The sequence below is a fragment of the Nonomuraea sp. NPDC052265 genome, from assembly GCF_044547985.1.
In the GTDB taxonomy this organism is placed as follows: Bacteria; Actinomycetota; Actinomycetes; order Streptosporangiales; family Streptosporangiaceae; genus Nonomuraea.
The window spans coordinates 299,291-313,330 of record NZ_JBIUBJ010000007.1; the positions used below are offsets into that span (position 1 = coordinate 299,291).

A 14,040-nucleotide genomic window follows, 5' to 3' on the forward strand; every position below is an offset into this window, starting at 1 on the left:
CGTTCGGCCGGCCCGCCGCAACGGTCAGTGCGCGTACGCCTGGAACTCCGCGGCCCGCACCTGCTCCCGCGCCGGGCTCGCCGTGGCGCAGTCGGTCGCGGAGTTGGGGTCGGCGTCCTGCTCGCCCGCGTAGCGCGGGTTGCCGGTGCACTGGCTGCTGACCACCCGCAGCATCAGGTGGGTGGCGCTGGTCGGCGGCACCCGGAAGGAGCGCACCAGCAGGTCCGCGCCGCGCGGCCGGGGCAGCGTGGCGTCGAACGCGTCCGCCGGCGCTGCGTAACCAGGGTCTAGTGGACTCAGTTCCTCCTGGGTACAGAAGACGCGCGATTGACGCCCGTCCCGCAAGAGGTAACACCGCCCCGGAGTCCTGACAAGATCGGGTAAAGCCTCCAGAACTGTCCAGTTCTTGACACCGGCGCTTACTCAACCTGTAGGTTGATAAACCAATAGGTTGAACAAGGAGGAAGAGATGCTTCTCCGAGAAAAGGTCGCGGTGGTCTACGGCGGCGGCGGCTCGATCGGCGGCGCGGTGGCCCGCGCCTTCGCCCGCGAGGGCGCCCGCGTCTTCCTGGCCGGCCGCACCCGGGCCCCGCTCGACAAGGTCGCCGACGACGTCCGCGCGGCCGGCGGCACGGCGGAGACCGCGCTCGTGGACGCGCTGGACGAGCGGGCCGTGGACGCGTTCACCGGCTCGGTGGCCGCCCGCGAGGGCCGCATCGACGTCTCCTTCAACGCCATCTCCGTCCAGGACGTGCAGCGTCCGCTGGCCGAGATCTCCGTCGAGGACTTCCTGCGGCCGATCCAGGTCGCCGCGCGCACCCAGTTCCTCACCATCAGGGCGGCCGTGCGGCACATGGCCGGTTCGGGGGTCGTCCTGCTGTTCGGCGGCGGCGGACCGCAGACGCAGCCGGGGCTGGGCGGGTTCAAGGTGTCGCTGGACACCATGGAGGGAATCCGCCGCCAGTGGGCGTGCGAGGCCGGGCGGCAGGGCGTGCGCGTGGTCACCCTGATCACCGGCGGCGTGCCGGAGAGCATCCCCGGCTCGTTCCCGGGCAAGGCCGCGCTGGAGGCGGAGCTCCGCGAGCCCACCCTGCTCGGACGGCTCGCCACCCTCGCCGACGTGGGCGACGTGGCGGCGTTCGTCGCCTCCGACCGGGCCCGGACCATGACGTCGGCGACCGTGAACGTCTCCTGCGGCGCGATCGTGGACCATTAGGGTCAGCACCGCCCAGGAAGGAACGTACGCACCGATGCCCGACGACCAGCTCAGCCTCACCTTCGCCGCCCTGGCCGACCCCACCCGGCGGGCCATCCTCGCCCGGCTAGCCGACGGCGAGGCGACGGTCAACGAGCTGGCCGAGCCCTTCGACATGAGCCTTCAGGCCGTGTCCAAGCATCTGAAGGTGCTGGAACGGGCCGGGCTGATCAGCCGCGGACGCGACGCGCAGTGGCGGCCGTGCCGCCTGGAGACGGCGCCGCTGGAGGGCGCCTCCGCGTGGATCGACCGCTACCGCGAACGCTGGACCGGCAGCTTCGACCGGCTCGACCAGGAGATCGCGAAGCTCCGGCGCAGCGAGGAAGGACGTGACCATGGGTGAGACCGAATTCGTCATCGAACCCGGCCGCCAGGACATCATCATGATCCGGGCCTTCGACGCCCCCAGGGGCGTGGTGTTCCGGGCCGTGACCGACCCGGCGCTGATCCCGCGCTGGTGGGGCCCCCACTGGCTGGACACCCGGGTGGACGCCATGGAGGTCGCGCCGGGCGGCCGGTGGCGCTTCGTCAACACCGACGCCCGCGGCAGAGAGTACGCCTTCGGCGGCGTCTACCACGCGGTCGTGCCGCCGGAGCGGTACGTGCGCACGTGGGAGTTCGAGGGCACGCCGGGCGAGGTGGCCCTGGAGACCGTCCGGCTGGAGGAGACCGGCGGCCGCACCCGGTACGTGGCCCAGTCGGTGCACCCGTCAGTCGAGGCGCGCGACGCCATCGTCCGCGCCGACGGACCCAAGGGCGGCGTCCACTCCATGGACCGCCTCGCCGAGCTGCTGAAAGCCCGCTGAGGCCCTACCGCGGGCAGGCCAGGCGGCAGCCGCCGAAGCGGGCCCGGTCCGGCTCGGGGAAGCGCACCCCCGGCACGTCGCGCAGCGCCTCGGTAATCGAGGCCCGCCAGATCGGGCCGGGGACGGTGGCGCCGTCAACGAAGTCGTACCGGCGTCGCCGACGGTCAGGTGGCCGACAGCAGCAGGACGCCGCCCCACACGGCCGCCGCCACCATGACGACGCCGAGGACGAGGAGAAGTCGCTTCATCGGTGCCTTCTACAAGACAAGGTGCGGTCGGCCCGATTCTGGCCGACCGCACCCCTTTCGTGCACCGGAGTCAGACGATCACACCCGCTGCCATAGGGCGGGCACGTTCGGCGGCTCCCAGCCCGGCAGCGCCGTGTGCGGCTGGACGCAGCGGTAGGTGACGTTGTTGTAGACCACCTGGTCACCCGACTTGTACGCGGTCCCCGCGGTCCAGTTGCCGGCCGGGCCCTGGGTCGGGGTCACCGTGGGCGTCGGCGTCGGCGTCGGCGTGGGCGTGGGGGTGGGCGTGGCCGTGGGGGTCGGCGTCGGACCGCCGGGGCCCACCTGGAGGTCGACGCAGTTGTAGAAGGCGTTCTCGGTGTCGGCGATGTTCCAGATGGCCAGCAGCTTGATGCGCCCGGTACGGCCGCCCAGGCTGACCGAGTGCGTCACCGTCGCGCCCGGTTCCCTGCCGTGGTCGTTGAACAGGGCGATCCGGGTGCCGCCGACGTAGTACTCCCACGTGCTGGTCGCGTGCCGGGCCTCGATGAGCCACTTGAAGTTGACCGTGTCGCCCACGGTCGCGGCGGGCCAGGCCTTGCTGTCGTCGTCCAGCGGGGCCCACCGGGCGTCGCCGCCGCTGCAGTTGTACAGGCCCTTCGGGCCCTCGACGCTCTGCGGCTCCCAGATGATCTGGCCGCAGTTCTTGACCTTGCCGGCCGCGCAGTTGGCCTGGCGGCTCGGCGGGTCGGAGATGTAGCCGTGCGCCGAGGCCGGGGGCGAGAGGGCGACGACGGTGGCGACGGAGACCGCCGCCATGGCTAAGAAGGTCCATACTCTGCGCATGTCACCGTTCCTTCATGCTGGGGGATGCTCCCAAATATAAAGGAAAGTTTCCTAACGGTAAATGGCGCAGTCAGCGGTTTTCCGCCCTGGAGTCAGGTGGTCGCCGCGGTGACGGCCGCTGGCCGTCCCGCCTCCTCCGGAGCGGGGAGCGCGGCCCGAGGTGGGGGGGCGGCGCAGATCGCGAGAGCCCACAGGTGGTGACATGTCGTGACATCGCCTAGGCTGAGGTCGCCGAGGGGAGTACTTCGCAAGCGCCGGCCCGGTCAGTACGGACGTCCCTGACGTCCCCGGGCGGCCGCCCGCGCGATCGGCGCACGGGCGAAGGAGACCTCGAACGATGACGCGCGTTCGAGGAGGACCCATGCCCGCGGGCATATCCCTGGCTGCCCCCGCCCTGACCACCATCGCCACGCCCACCCTCTGGCTGGTCGCGATCGCCGGGCTCGTGCTGCTGCTGGCGCTGGATCTCCTGCTGACCAGGCGCCCGCACGAGGTCGGCATGCGTGAGGCGGCCGGCTGGTCGGTCTTCTACCTGATCCTGCCGGTGATCTTCGGCTTCTACCTGTGGGCGGCGCACGGCGGCGGCGTCGCCGTGGAGTTCTTCACCGGTTTCGTGGTGGAGAAGTCGCTGTCGGTGGACAACCTGTTCGTGTTCATGCTGCTGCTGGCCGCCTTCGCGGTCCCGCCCGCGCTGGCCCGGCAGGTCCTGCTGTACGGCATCGTCGGCGCGCTCGTCCTGCGCGGCATCTTCATCTGGCTCGGCGCCGCCGCGCTGCAGAGCGGCACGTGGGCGTTCCTGCTGTTCGGCGCGATCCTCATCGTCACCGCCGGCAAGATCCTCAAGGACGTGCTCGGCGGCCACGAGCAGCAGGTGGACATCTCCTCCATGCGCAGCGTCCGGCTGGTGCGCCGCTTCGTGCCGGTCACCGACGACTACCGCGGCTCCCGGTTGGCCGTGCGCGAGGGCGGCCGGCTGGCCCTGACGCCGCTGGCCCTGGCCGCCCTCGCCGTCCTGGGCACGGACATCGTCTTCGCCGTGGACTCCGTGCCGGCCGTGTACGGCGTGACCGAGGACCCGTTCCTGGTCTTCGCCACCAACGCGTTCGCGCTGATGGGCCTGCGGGCGCTGTACTTCGTGCTCCAGGGCGTCCTGACCAAGCTGCGCCACCTCAACCACGGGCTGAGCGTCATCCTGGCCTTCATCGGGGTCAAGCTCATCCTGCACTGGGCGCACGGCGTCTGGGACTGGATGCCGCAGATCCCGACGCTCGCCTCGCTCGGCGTGATCGTCGTCGTCCTGACCACGGTCACCCTGACCAGCCTGTACGCCAACCGCCGCGACCGCGAGCGGGAGGCCGCGAGCTAGGTTCACCACTCCGACGCCTGGGTGCCCCCGATGAGAGAGCCGGCCGTCATGTCGGCATGACGACATGGTCGCGAGACGCTTCAGGGAAGGACCCCGCGCCCATGACGATCTCTCTTGACACGAGCCGGTACACGGTCGGCATGGCCACGAGCCCCGCCGACCTCCAGGCGGCCCAGCGGCTGCGGTACGAGGTCTTCGCCGAGGAGATGGGGGCGCGGCTCGACAGCCCGGTCTCCGGCCTCGACGTGGACAGGTTCGACGCCTACTGCGACCACCTCCTGGTACGGGAGGGGCGGCGGGTGGTGGGCACGTACCGGCTGCTGCCGCCGGGGCGGGCCGACCGGCTCTACTCCGACACCGAGTTCGACCTGCGCGCTCTCGCCCCCATCAGGAAGCGCGCCGAGCCGTCGTCCCACCGGCCCGAGGCGCGCGCCGCCCTGGCCAGGAACGCCGAGGCCCTGGTACGCGCCGCGATGGACGGCCCTCCCGGGCGGGGGAGGGCCGTCGCTCACTTGCCGAAGCCCGCGGTCAGCCCGCTGAGGAGCTGACGGCGGCCCACCACGTAGAGGATCAGGATGGGCAACGTGGTCAGGACGACCGAGGCGAGCACGGCGGGCACGTTCACGCTGTACTGGCCCTGGAACGTCCACAACGCCAGCGGCAGCGTGCGCTTGTCCGGGCTCTGGGTCAGGATCAGCGGCAGCAGGAAGCCGTTCCAGATCGTCAGCGCGTTGTAGATCGACACCGTCACCACGGCCGGGCGGGTCAGCGGGAAGGTCAGCCGCCAGAGCATGCCCCAGTCGGTGGCGCCGTCCAGCCGCATCGACTCGAACAGCTCCTTGGGCACGTCCCTGATGAAGTTCGACAGCACCAGCACCGACAGCGGGATCGCGAACGCGATGGAGGGCAGGATCATGCCCAGCAGCGAGTCGTACAGGTGCAGCCGGATGATGATCAGGTAGATCGGGATGATCGTGGCCTGGAGCGGGATCGCCAGCCCCATGAGGAACAGCGAGTTCACCCCGCGCAGGAACCGCCCGTCGCCGCCCCGCACGATCGCGTACGCCGCCATGAACGACACCCCGACGGCCGGGATCACCGCGCCGAGGGTGACGACGAGGCTGTTGAGGAAGTACAGCGCGAAGTCCGACTCCAGCACCAGCTTGTACGCCCCCAGCGTCGGCTCCGACGGCGGCGCGAGCGGGTTGGAGGCGTAGTAGGAGCTCTGCGCCTTGAAGCTGGTGATGACGATCCAGTAGATCGGGACCACCACGATCGCCAGCCAGACCCACCCGGCCACCCCGGCCACCCAGTTGCGGCGGGCGGCGGCCGGGCCGCCCGTCCCCCGGGCCGCGCCGCCGGCCCGGCGCGCCGGTTTCGTCAGCGTCGTCGCCATGTCAGGCCCCTTCCAGCTGGCTCGCCGAGGCGTCCCGGCCGCCCAGACGGCGCAGCAGCAGCGCCAGGGCCAGGCCCACGAGGACCAGGATGACCGCGATCGCGCTGGCCGGGCCCATCAGGTTGGCCTGGAACCCCCGCTTGTACATGTCCAGGGCGAGCACCCGGGTGGCGTCGCCGGGGCCGCCCGCGGTCAGCACGAAGATCAGGTCGAAGAAGGTCAGCGACCCGACCACCATCAGCGTCGAGGACGTGATGATCGTGTACTTGAGCTGCGGCAGCGTGATGCTGAAGAACGTGCGCACCCGGCCCGCGCCGTCGAGCTGGGCGGCCTCGTACATCGAGCGCGGGATCTGCCGCACGCCGCCCTGGTAGATCAGCGAGTGGAACGGGATGAACTGCCACGACACCACGAAGATCACCACGCTGAAGGCGAGGACGGGCTCGCCCAGCCAGTCCTGGGCCAGCAGGTCGAGGCCGAGCCCGGCGCCGAGCCCGAAGTTCGGGTCCAGCAGCGCCTTGTAGGTGATGGCGATGGCGGCCGAGCTGAGCAGCAGCGGGATGAAGGAGAACACCGACAGCACGGCCCGGTAGCGCTGCTGACCGGCCAGGAACACCCCGAACAGGATGCTGGCCGGCGTCTGCACCGCCCAGGACGCGGCCATCACCAGGAACGTCACCCACAACGCGTGCGGCAGCCCTGGGTCGGAGAGCACGGCCCGCCAGCTCGACAGGCCGGTGAAGCCGATGTCGCCGAGCCCGTCCCAGGAGGTGAAGCTGAGGACGAGCACCCCGATCAGCGGGATCACGCCGAAGCCGACGAAGAACAGCAGCGCCGGCACGGCCAGCCAGGCGAGGGAGCCGCGGCCCCCTCGCCCGGCGGCGGCCGGCGCCCCCCGCCCGGCGGGGATCGGGATCACGCTCACTTGCCGATGACCGCGTTCATGTTCGACTGGAACTGCTGCGGCGAGATGGACAGCTGGAACAGCTTGGCGATGTTGTCCAGCAGCACCTCGGCCGCGGTCGGGCTGAGCGCCTGGTCCCAGGACTGGGCGAAGGTCTTGGCGTTGCCGGCGATGTCGTAGACGAACTTCAGGAACTCGGCGTCGGGGGAGGAGGCGAAGGCGGAGTCGGCGCCCTTGGCGATCGGCACGCCGCCCGTGCTCGCCCACTCCTTGACCTCGGTCTGGTCGAGCACGCCGGTGGTGAAGAACTTCTTGGCGATCTCCTTCTGCTCGGGGGTGGCCTTGGCGGAGATCGACAGGTACTGGCCGGGGTTGCCGACGGTGTTGCTCGGGTCGCCCTTGCCGCCGTCCACGGGCGGGAAGTTCATGTAGCCGAGGTGGCCGCCGGGGACGAAGTCGCCGCCGTCGTTCTTCATGCCGCCGTACGTCCACGCGCCGTGCAGCATCATGGCCGCCTTGCCGGTGTACAGCAGCGCCTGGTCGGCGTTGGAGTCGGCGGTGATGGAGGAGAAGCCCTTGATGAAGCCGTTCGCCTTGATCAGGTCCTGCATCTTGGTCAGGGCGTCGAGGGCGGCGGGGTTGGACCAGGCGTCCTTCTGGCCGTCGAACACCGCCTGGAACACCTCGGGGCCGCCGATCCGGTCGAACAGGAACTCCAGCCACATCATGTTGGTCCAGCGCGACTGGCCGCCGAGCGCGAACGGCGCGATGCCCTTGGCGTTGATCTTGGGCACGATGTCCATGATCTCGCCCCAGGTCGTCGGCGGCTGCACGCCGACCTTCTCCAGGACCTCCTTGTTGTAGTACAGGACGATCGGCTGCACGGTCTCGCACGGCATCGCGTAGATCTTGCCGTCCACCGTGGCCGCGCCGAAGGAGGAGGGGAACAGCCGGTCCTTGACGGCGGCGTTCTCGGAGAACCAGGACGTGAGGTCCTCGACCTGGCCGGCCTGGACGTAGCTGCGCAGCGTGCCGCCGCCCCAGCCCCAGATCAGCGTGGGGGCCTGGCCGGCGCCGATGGCCGTCTTGATCTTGGTCTTGTAGGCGTCGTTCTGGAACGCCGTGCCCTCGATCTGGGTGGTGGGGTTCGCCTTGTTGAAGCGCTCGATCGCCCGGCGGCGCACGCCTTCCTGCGGCTCGACCGACAGGTACCAGTAGGTGGCCTTGGCGCCGCCGCCGCCACCTCCGGTCGCGCTGCCGCCACCCGCGCGGGTGGGGCCGGACGTGCCGCAGGCGGCGAGCGCGGCTCCCAGGGGCAGCCCCATGGAGAGGCTGAGGAAGGTGCGGCGAGAGGTTGTCCTGGTCTCCACGCTGATCTCCGTACTCGAATGCCGTGGCCTGGCCGCGGCTCGGTTGTCCTTGGGACGCGTTGGCCGGCGGTCGGATCGGCAAACCCCCCAATGCCGCTCGTCCGCTCGCCCTTGAGTGAACCAGTCGAAACATTTGCGACATGACCGCGCGGCACGTCAATCTAGATTTCGACCATTACCGTGTCAAGACCCTTACCGGGGAACCGGCCCTGGGCGGGGGCCAGGACGGTGTAGTAATCTCGCGCAGGCATCTAGCTGGCTATTCTGCCCCAGTTGCGGCATTGTGCAGGTGGCGGGCCTGGCTCGAAATGTTTCGAAAATTTGCGGCAGTAACTCTTGAAGGAGTGCAGTTCATGACGGCTCTAGATCGCACCCCGGCGGATCGGGTCCTCGGCCCGTGGCTGGACCCGGCGCTTCCCGTGGCCGAGCGGGTCGAGGCCCTCCTTCAGGAGCTGACGCTGGAGGAGAAGGTCGCCCAGCTCGGCAGCCGGTGGGTGGGCAACGACATGGCGCACGAGGAGGAGGCCCCCGCCCCCGACCCGGACGGCACCGGCACCCACAACGTGGCCCCGATGCAGGACGTTTTCGCCGCCTCGGGCACCGTCCCCTTGGGAGAGGCCGCCCGGCACGGGCTCGGCCACCTGACCCGCGTGTTCGGCAGCGTCCCGGTGACGGTGGCCGAGGGCGCCGCCGAGGTGGTACGCCTCCAGCGCGAGGTCGTCGGCCTGTCCAGGCTCGGCATCCCCGCCCTCGTGCACGAGGAATGCCTGACCGGTTTCACCACCTACGGCGCCACCGTCTACCCGGCGGCCATCGCGTGGGCCGCCACCTTCGACCCGGACCTGGTCGAGCGCATGGCCGCGGCCATCGGGCGGGACATGCGGGCCGTGGGCGTCCACCAGGGCCTTTCCCCGGTGCTCGACGTGGTGCGCGACTACCGGTGGGGCCGGGTCGAGGAGACGATGGGCGAGGACCCGTACCTGGTCTCGATGCTCGGCGCGGCGTACGTGCGCGGCCTGGAGAGCGCCGGCGTGATCGCCACGCTCAAGCACTTCGCCGGGTACTCGGCCTCGCGGGCCGCCCGCAACCACGGCCCGGTGCCGATGGGCCGCCGCGAGCTGATGGACATGATCCTGCCGCCGTTCGAGGCGGCCGTCACCCTGGGCGGCGCCCGTTCGGTGATGAACTCCTACTCCGACGTGGACGGCGTGCCCGCCGCCGTCGACTCCTGGCTGCTGACCGAGCTGCTGCGCGAGGAGTGGGGCTTCACCGGCACCGTCGTGTCCGACTACTGGGCGGTCCCGTTCCTGGCGACCATGCACCAGGTGGCCGCCGACCCCGGCGACGCGGGGGCGCAGGCGCTCGCCGCGGGCGTGGACGTCGAGCTGCCCGACACCCTCGGCTTCGGCGCCGACCTGGTCGAGCGGGTGCGCCGGGGCGAGCTCCCCGAGTCGCTGATCGACCGCGCCGCGCGCCGGCTGCTCACCCAGAAGGTGCAGCTCGGCCTGCTCGACCCCGGCTGGACGCCCGAGGGCTCGGCCGCCGGGGCGCAGGACGTCGAGCTGGACTCGGCCGCCAACCGCGCCCTGGCCCGCGAGCTGGCCGAACGCTCGATCGTCCTGCTCGACGCCGGGACCGCGCTGCCGCTGCCCGCCGGCCTCGGCCGGATCGCCGTCGTCGGGCCGTGCGCCGACGACCCGCGCACGTTCATGGGCTGCTACGCCTTCCCCAACCACGTCCTGCCCCGCTATCCCGGTCTCGGGCTCGGCGTCGAGGCCCCGACCGTGCTCGACGCGCTGCGCGCCGAGCTGCCCGGCGCCGAGATCACGCACGAGCGGGGATGCGCGGTGCAGGGCTGCGACCGGTCCGGCTTCGCCGCGGCGAGCGCCGCCGCCCGCCAGGCCGACCTGTGCGTCGCGGTCGTGGGCGACCTGGCCGGACTGTTCGGCCAGGGCACGTCGGGCGAGGGCTGCGACGCCGAGGACCTGCGGCTGCCCGGCCTCCAGGCCGACCTGCTGGCCGAGCTGTTCGCGACGGGCACGCCGGTCGTCGTGGTGGTCGTCTCCGGCCGCCCGTACGCGCTGGGCGAGGTGCACGCCGGAGCCGCCGGGCTGGTCCAGGCGTTCATGCCCGGGGAGGAGGGCGGCGGGGCGATCGCCGGTATACTGACCGGTCGTGTCCAGCCTGGAGGCAAGCTTCCCGTGCAGATACCCCGCCATCCTGGCGGGCAGCCGGGCACCTACCTGCAGCCCCCGCTCGGAGCCGACAGCAAGGGCATCAGCAACCTCGATCCCACCCCGCTGTTCCCCTTCGGGCACGGCCGCTCCTACACCTCCTTCGAGGTCGGCGACCTGCGCCTCAGCGCCGACGAGGTCCCGGCCGACGGCGAGTTCACCGTCTCGGTCACCGTCGCCAACACCGGCGACCGGGCCGGCGACGAGGTCGTGCAGCTCTACCTGCACGACGTCCTCGCCCAGGTCACCAGGCCGGTGAAGCAGCTCACCGGCTTCGTCAGGGTCCGCCTCGAACCGGGCGGCAGCAGGCGGGTCTCCTTCCTCGTGCACACCGACAGGACCGCCTTCACCGGGCGCGACCTGCGGCGCGTCGTGGAGCCGGGAGACGTCGAGGTGCTCGTCGGCACGTCCGCCGCAGACCTGCCGTGCCGCGGCGTGGTCCGGCTGACCGGGCCGGCGCGGCCGGCCGGTGGCGGCAGGCGGCTGGTCACCCCCGTGGAGATCCGAGGAGGAACAGATGCCGGCTCCTAGGCGCGCCACGCTGGCCACCGTCGCGGCCTCGGCCGGCGTCTCCGTCGCCACCGTCTCCAAGGTGCTCAACGGCCGCAGCGACGTGGCCCCGGCGACCCGTTCGCTGGTGCAGTCGCTGCTCCAGCAGCACGACTACGTGCCCGCCACGCCGCGCCGCGGCGAGGTGGGCGGCCCCGCCACGATCGAGGTGCAGTTCGACGACGACCTCAACGCCTACTCCACCGAGATCATCCACGGCGCGATCGAGGCGGGCGACGAGCTGGAGACGTCGGTCGTCGTCAGCATCAGGAAGAGCCACCAGCGCACCGGCGGCTGGGCGCGCGACCTGGTCGCCGCCGGGCGGCGGGCGCTCATCGTGGTGACCAGCGAGCTGACCGGCGCGCAGCTCGGGGCGCTGTCGCGGGCCCGGCTGCCGCTGGTCGTGATCGACCCGCTCAACCTGCCGACCACGAGCGTGACCAGCGTCGGCTCGACGAACTTCGCCGGCGGCCTGACCGCGACCCAGCACCTGCTCTCCCTCGGCCACCGCCGCATCGCCTACATCGGCGGCCCCCCGACCTCGGCCTGCAACCAGGCCCGCCTGCACGGCTACCGCGCGGCGATGGAGGCCGCGGGAGCGCCCGAGCCGCCCGGCTACGTCCGCACCGCCCACTTCCACTACCAGGACGGCCTGGTCAACGGCGCGAGCGTGCTCGACCTGCCGCGGCCCCCGACCGCGATCTTCGCCGGCTGCGACGAGATCGCGCTCGGGGTCATGGAGGCCGCCAGGTCGCGCGGCCTGCGCATCCCGGAGGACCTGAGCATCGTCGGCTTCGACGACACCCAGATCGCGCGGATGGCCTCCCCGCAGCTGACCACCGTGCGTCAGCCGCTGCGCGAGATGGGCCGGGCGGCCCTGCGCACCGCGCTGCGGCTGGCGGCCGGCGAGCGGATCGACTCCCACCACGTGGAGCTGGCGACCGAGCTGGTGGTACGCGGCTCCACCGCCCCGGCGGCCCCTACGGAAGGCTGAAGGCCAGGAACACCGACTCGTACGGGTTCGGGTACGGCGTGAAGGAGTACCCGGACTGGACGAACAGCATGCCGTGCGACACCACGGCCCCGCCGCCGCCCGGCCCCGCCGCGCCCGGTCAGCCCGTTGACGCCCCCCACCTCCCGCATGGTGTCGTAGGCCCACACCACCTCGCCGGTGCGCGCCGAGTAGGCCCGCATCTTGCCGTCCATGCTGCCCTCCCACACCAGGCCGGGCGTGCTGGAGACGGCCGGGGTGTGGCCGAGGCGGCAGACGTCCGGGTACTGGGCCGCGCCGCCGGTGGCGCAGCCGTCGGCCGGGTTGGGCGTCTCCCAGGGCAGGTGCCCGGTCGCCGGGTCGAGGGCGAACAGGGTGCGCCCGCCCTGAACACGTTGGGCGCGGCCCCGAGGTCGAAGTCGAGCGCGGTGCCGTCGGGGAAGTTGGGGCAGTACTCGCGGTCCTCGGGGGTGGGCAGCGAGCACTCCAGCCGCCAGGTGTCCACGTCGGTCATCCGCCGCGTCCAGCGCGGCCGGCCGGTGTCGATGTCCAGCGCCAGCACCGAGTCGTAGTGGCCGGCGCTGCCGGTGTAGTTCTGGCCGGTGCCGACGTACAGGGTCGGAGCTTCAACATGCGCAAGTTCGCTCAGCAGATTTACTCGGGATCTTGCGCATCGTGTCAAGGCGAGTCAGCCGGATCAATGGCGGCCGTCATATCGGACCGCCATCACGCCCGTGTGATCAGCGCGCGGCTAGCGGTCGCTCCACTTGATCTCGTACGGCTTGAGCGTCAGCTCCTTGCCGTCCACCGTCGTGGTGACCTGCTTGCCCGCCGTGTTGACCGCGAGGAGCTGCCGGGGCTGGGCCAGCACCCGCACCCGCGGGTCGGAGGAGGTGACCGGGTCGAGCTCGGCCCCCGCCGGGAACCACCGGGTGAAGTCGCTCACCAGCTTCCCGGTCGGCAGCAGCGCGCCCGTGCGCGGCTCCCACATGCAGGCCTTGCACGCGCCGTCCTTGGCCTGCGGGTTCCAGTACAGGGCCGTGCTCGCGCCGCTCTTGGCGAACTCCATCATCGAGGCGGCCTGCACGGCCAGTCGCATGGGCTCGTCCCAGACGGTGCCGTCCTCGGGCACGAAGTACCACTCCGACCACCACACCGGCAGGTCGCCGGTCTTCTCGCGCAGCCACTTGGTGACCGCGCTGAACTTGGCCAGGGCGCCGAACGCGTCCGGCAGCAGCTCGTGGGTCTCGGTGGGCGAGGCGCCGTCCACGACGATGAAGTCGGCGCCCTTCTTGTTCTTGAACCAGTACTCGAAGGCGTCGAGGGCGTGCTGGTTGACCGCCCCCCACGGGCCGCGCAGCTCGGTGTCGCCCTTGCTGTCGCTGTCGAAGCCCAGGTACGGGCCGCCGATCTTGGCGTCGGGGCGGACCGCCTTCACCGCGTCGTACACCTTGTTGTACAGCTCGGTGTAGCCCTTGTAGTCCGCGGGCTTCTTGTGGTCACGCCAGAAGCCCTTGAACTCGTTCCAGACCATGAAGTACTTCACGTCCCGGTAGCGCTCGGCCACGGTCGCCGCCAGCTTGGCGAAGTCGTCGAAGTGCTCCGGGTACGGCGCGTCCTCCAGGTGCTCCTTCCAGGCCGACTCCTCGGTCGGGCCCTCGGGGCCGCCCTTCATCCAGTCGGGGGCGCAGCACAGCGTGATGATCCCGGTGCCGCCGGACTCCCGCATGAAGTTCGTCCGGCTGTCGAGGTCCTCCCAGAAGTAGTCGCCCCGCCGCGGCTCGGGGTTGAGCGCGCCGAAGCCCATGATGTGCTGGTTCTGCAACATCGGCGTCTCGGACAGCGCGCGGGCGACGTCCTGCTCCAGGCGCGGGGTGATGTTGTTGGCGCTGACGCCGGTGTGGGTCAGCCCCCAGCGCGGCCAGTCCGCGTCCACGGGCGGCGGCTTCTGGATCTTCGTGGTGGCGGTGGGCGTGGACGCCTGCGGCGGCTGGGCGCCGGTGGTCTCCTGGTCGGCGGTGGCGCCGAGGGAGCATCCCGCCGCGAGCACCGCCATGGCGGCGAACCCCATCACGCAGGCGGCCAACCGGCCAGAA

15 protein-coding genes are annotated in these 14,040 nt (G+C 71.4%); 9 read left to right on the top strand and 6 right to left on the bottom strand.

The features are described from left to right. Positions 1-24 precede the first annotated feature (24 nt). Positions 25-216, bottom strand: coding sequence for a hypothetical protein (locus ACIHAD_RS23275; RefSeq protein WP_397356674.1), 192 nt, complete (start codon positions 214-216; stop codon positions 25-27). A gap of 253 nt (positions 217-469) precedes the next feature. Between ACIHAD_RS23275 and ACIHAD_RS23280 the strand changes: the two genes are divergently transcribed. The 3 genes from ACIHAD_RS23280 to ACIHAD_RS23290 are packed head-to-tail and all read left to right on the top strand — an operon-like array spanning position 470 to position 2,061. Further along, positions 470-1,216 carry an SDR family NAD(P)-dependent oxidoreductase gene (locus tag ACIHAD_RS23280; protein WP_397356675.1) on the top strand — a complete coding sequence of 249 codons (747 nt, stop codon included), beginning with the start codon at positions 470-472 and terminating at the stop codon, positions 1,214-1,216. Between the two features lie 34 nt (positions 1,217-1,250). Beyond that, positions 1,251-1,598, top strand: a complete 348-nt coding sequence (locus tag ACIHAD_RS23285; protein ID WP_397356676.1) for an ArsR/SmtB family transcription factor — start codon at positions 1,251-1,253, stop codon at positions 1,596-1,598. Continuing rightward, positions 1,591-2,061, top strand: coding sequence for an SRPBCC domain-containing protein (locus tag ACIHAD_RS23290; RefSeq protein ID WP_397356677.1), 471 nt, complete (start codon positions 1,591-1,593; stop codon positions 2,059-2,061). The genes ACIHAD_RS23285 and ACIHAD_RS23290 overlap by 8 nt, the downstream gene beginning before the upstream one ends. A gap of 326 nt (positions 2,062-2,387) precedes the next feature. On the opposite strand, the gene ACIHAD_RS23295 is transcribed toward ACIHAD_RS23290, so the two are convergent. Next, positions 2,388-3,134 (bottom strand): lytic polysaccharide monooxygenase, encoded by a 747-nt coding sequence (locus ACIHAD_RS23295; protein ID WP_397356678.1) that lies wholly within the window; start codon positions 3,132-3,134, stop codon positions 2,388-2,390. A gap of 361 nt (positions 3,135-3,495) precedes the next feature. Between ACIHAD_RS23295 and ACIHAD_RS23300 the strand changes: the two genes are divergently transcribed. Beyond that, entirely contained in the window at positions 3,496-4,500 is a 1,005-nt protein-coding gene (locus tag ACIHAD_RS23300) for a TerC/Alx family metal homeostasis membrane protein (protein WP_397356679.1), read from the top strand. A gap of 101 nt (positions 4,501-4,601) precedes the next feature. Continuing rightward, on the top strand, positions 4,602-5,048 hold the full coding sequence (locus ACIHAD_RS23305; protein ID WP_397356680.1) for a GNAT family N-acetyltransferase: 447 nt from the start codon (positions 4,602-4,604) through the stop codon (positions 5,046-5,048). On the opposite strand, the gene ACIHAD_RS23310 is transcribed toward ACIHAD_RS23305, so the two are convergent. From ACIHAD_RS23310 to ACIHAD_RS23320, 3 genes are read right to left on the bottom strand one after another with little or no spacing between them, the layout of a single operon-like run. After that, positions 5,009-5,896, bottom strand: a complete 888-nt coding sequence (locus ACIHAD_RS23310; RefSeq protein WP_397356681.1) for a carbohydrate ABC transporter permease — start codon at positions 5,894-5,896, stop codon at positions 5,009-5,011. The genes ACIHAD_RS23305 and ACIHAD_RS23310 overlap by 40 nt on opposite strands. Position 5,897: 1 nt before the next feature. Beyond that, complete coding sequence (locus tag ACIHAD_RS23315) at positions 5,898-6,821, bottom strand: carbohydrate ABC transporter permease (protein WP_397356682.1); 924 nt, start codon at positions 6,819-6,821, stop codon at positions 5,898-5,900. Next, positions 6,818-8,170 (bottom strand): extracellular solute-binding protein, encoded by a 1,353-nt coding sequence (locus tag ACIHAD_RS23320; RefSeq protein ID WP_397356683.1) that lies wholly within the window; start codon positions 8,168-8,170, stop codon positions 6,818-6,820. Before ACIHAD_RS23320 ends, ACIHAD_RS23315 begins: the two co-directional genes overlap by 4 nt. A 353-nt stretch (positions 8,171-8,523) precedes the next feature. On the opposite strand from ACIHAD_RS23320, the gene ACIHAD_RS23325 reads away from it, so the two are divergent. The 4 genes from ACIHAD_RS23325 to ACIHAD_RS23340 all read left to right on the top strand — a co-directional run bounded on the left by ACIHAD_RS23325 (position 8,524) and on the right by ACIHAD_RS23340 (position 12,516). Then, on the top strand, positions 8,524-10,935 hold the full coding sequence (locus ACIHAD_RS23325) for a glycoside hydrolase family 3 N-terminal domain-containing protein (protein ID WP_397356685.1): 2,412 nt from the start codon (positions 8,524-8,526) through the stop codon (positions 10,933-10,935). Continuing rightward, positions 10,922-11,947 (top strand): LacI family DNA-binding transcriptional regulator, encoded by a 1,026-nt coding sequence (locus tag ACIHAD_RS23330; protein ID WP_397356686.1) that lies wholly within the window; start codon positions 10,922-10,924, stop codon positions 11,945-11,947. Before ACIHAD_RS23325 ends, ACIHAD_RS23330 begins: the two co-directional genes overlap by 14 nt. 210 nt (positions 11,948-12,157) lie before the next feature. Beyond that, positions 12,158-12,334 carry a hypothetical protein gene (locus ACIHAD_RS23335; RefSeq protein WP_397356778.1) on the top strand — a complete coding sequence of 59 codons (177 nt, stop codon included), beginning with the start codon at positions 12,158-12,160 and terminating at the stop codon, positions 12,332-12,334. Positions 12,335-12,387: 53 nt separating this feature from the next. Then, positions 12,388-12,516, top strand: a complete 129-nt coding sequence (locus tag ACIHAD_RS23340; RefSeq protein ID WP_397356779.1) for a hypothetical protein — start codon at positions 12,388-12,390, stop codon at positions 12,514-12,516. 179 nt (positions 12,517-12,695) lie between these two features. On the opposite strand, the gene ACIHAD_RS23345 is transcribed toward ACIHAD_RS23340, so the two are convergent. After that, positions 12,696-14,030, bottom strand: a complete 1,335-nt coding sequence (locus ACIHAD_RS23345; protein WP_397356687.1) for a xylan 1,4-beta-xylosidase — start codon at positions 14,028-14,030, stop codon at positions 12,696-12,698. Positions 14,031-14,040 lie beyond the last annotated feature (10 nt).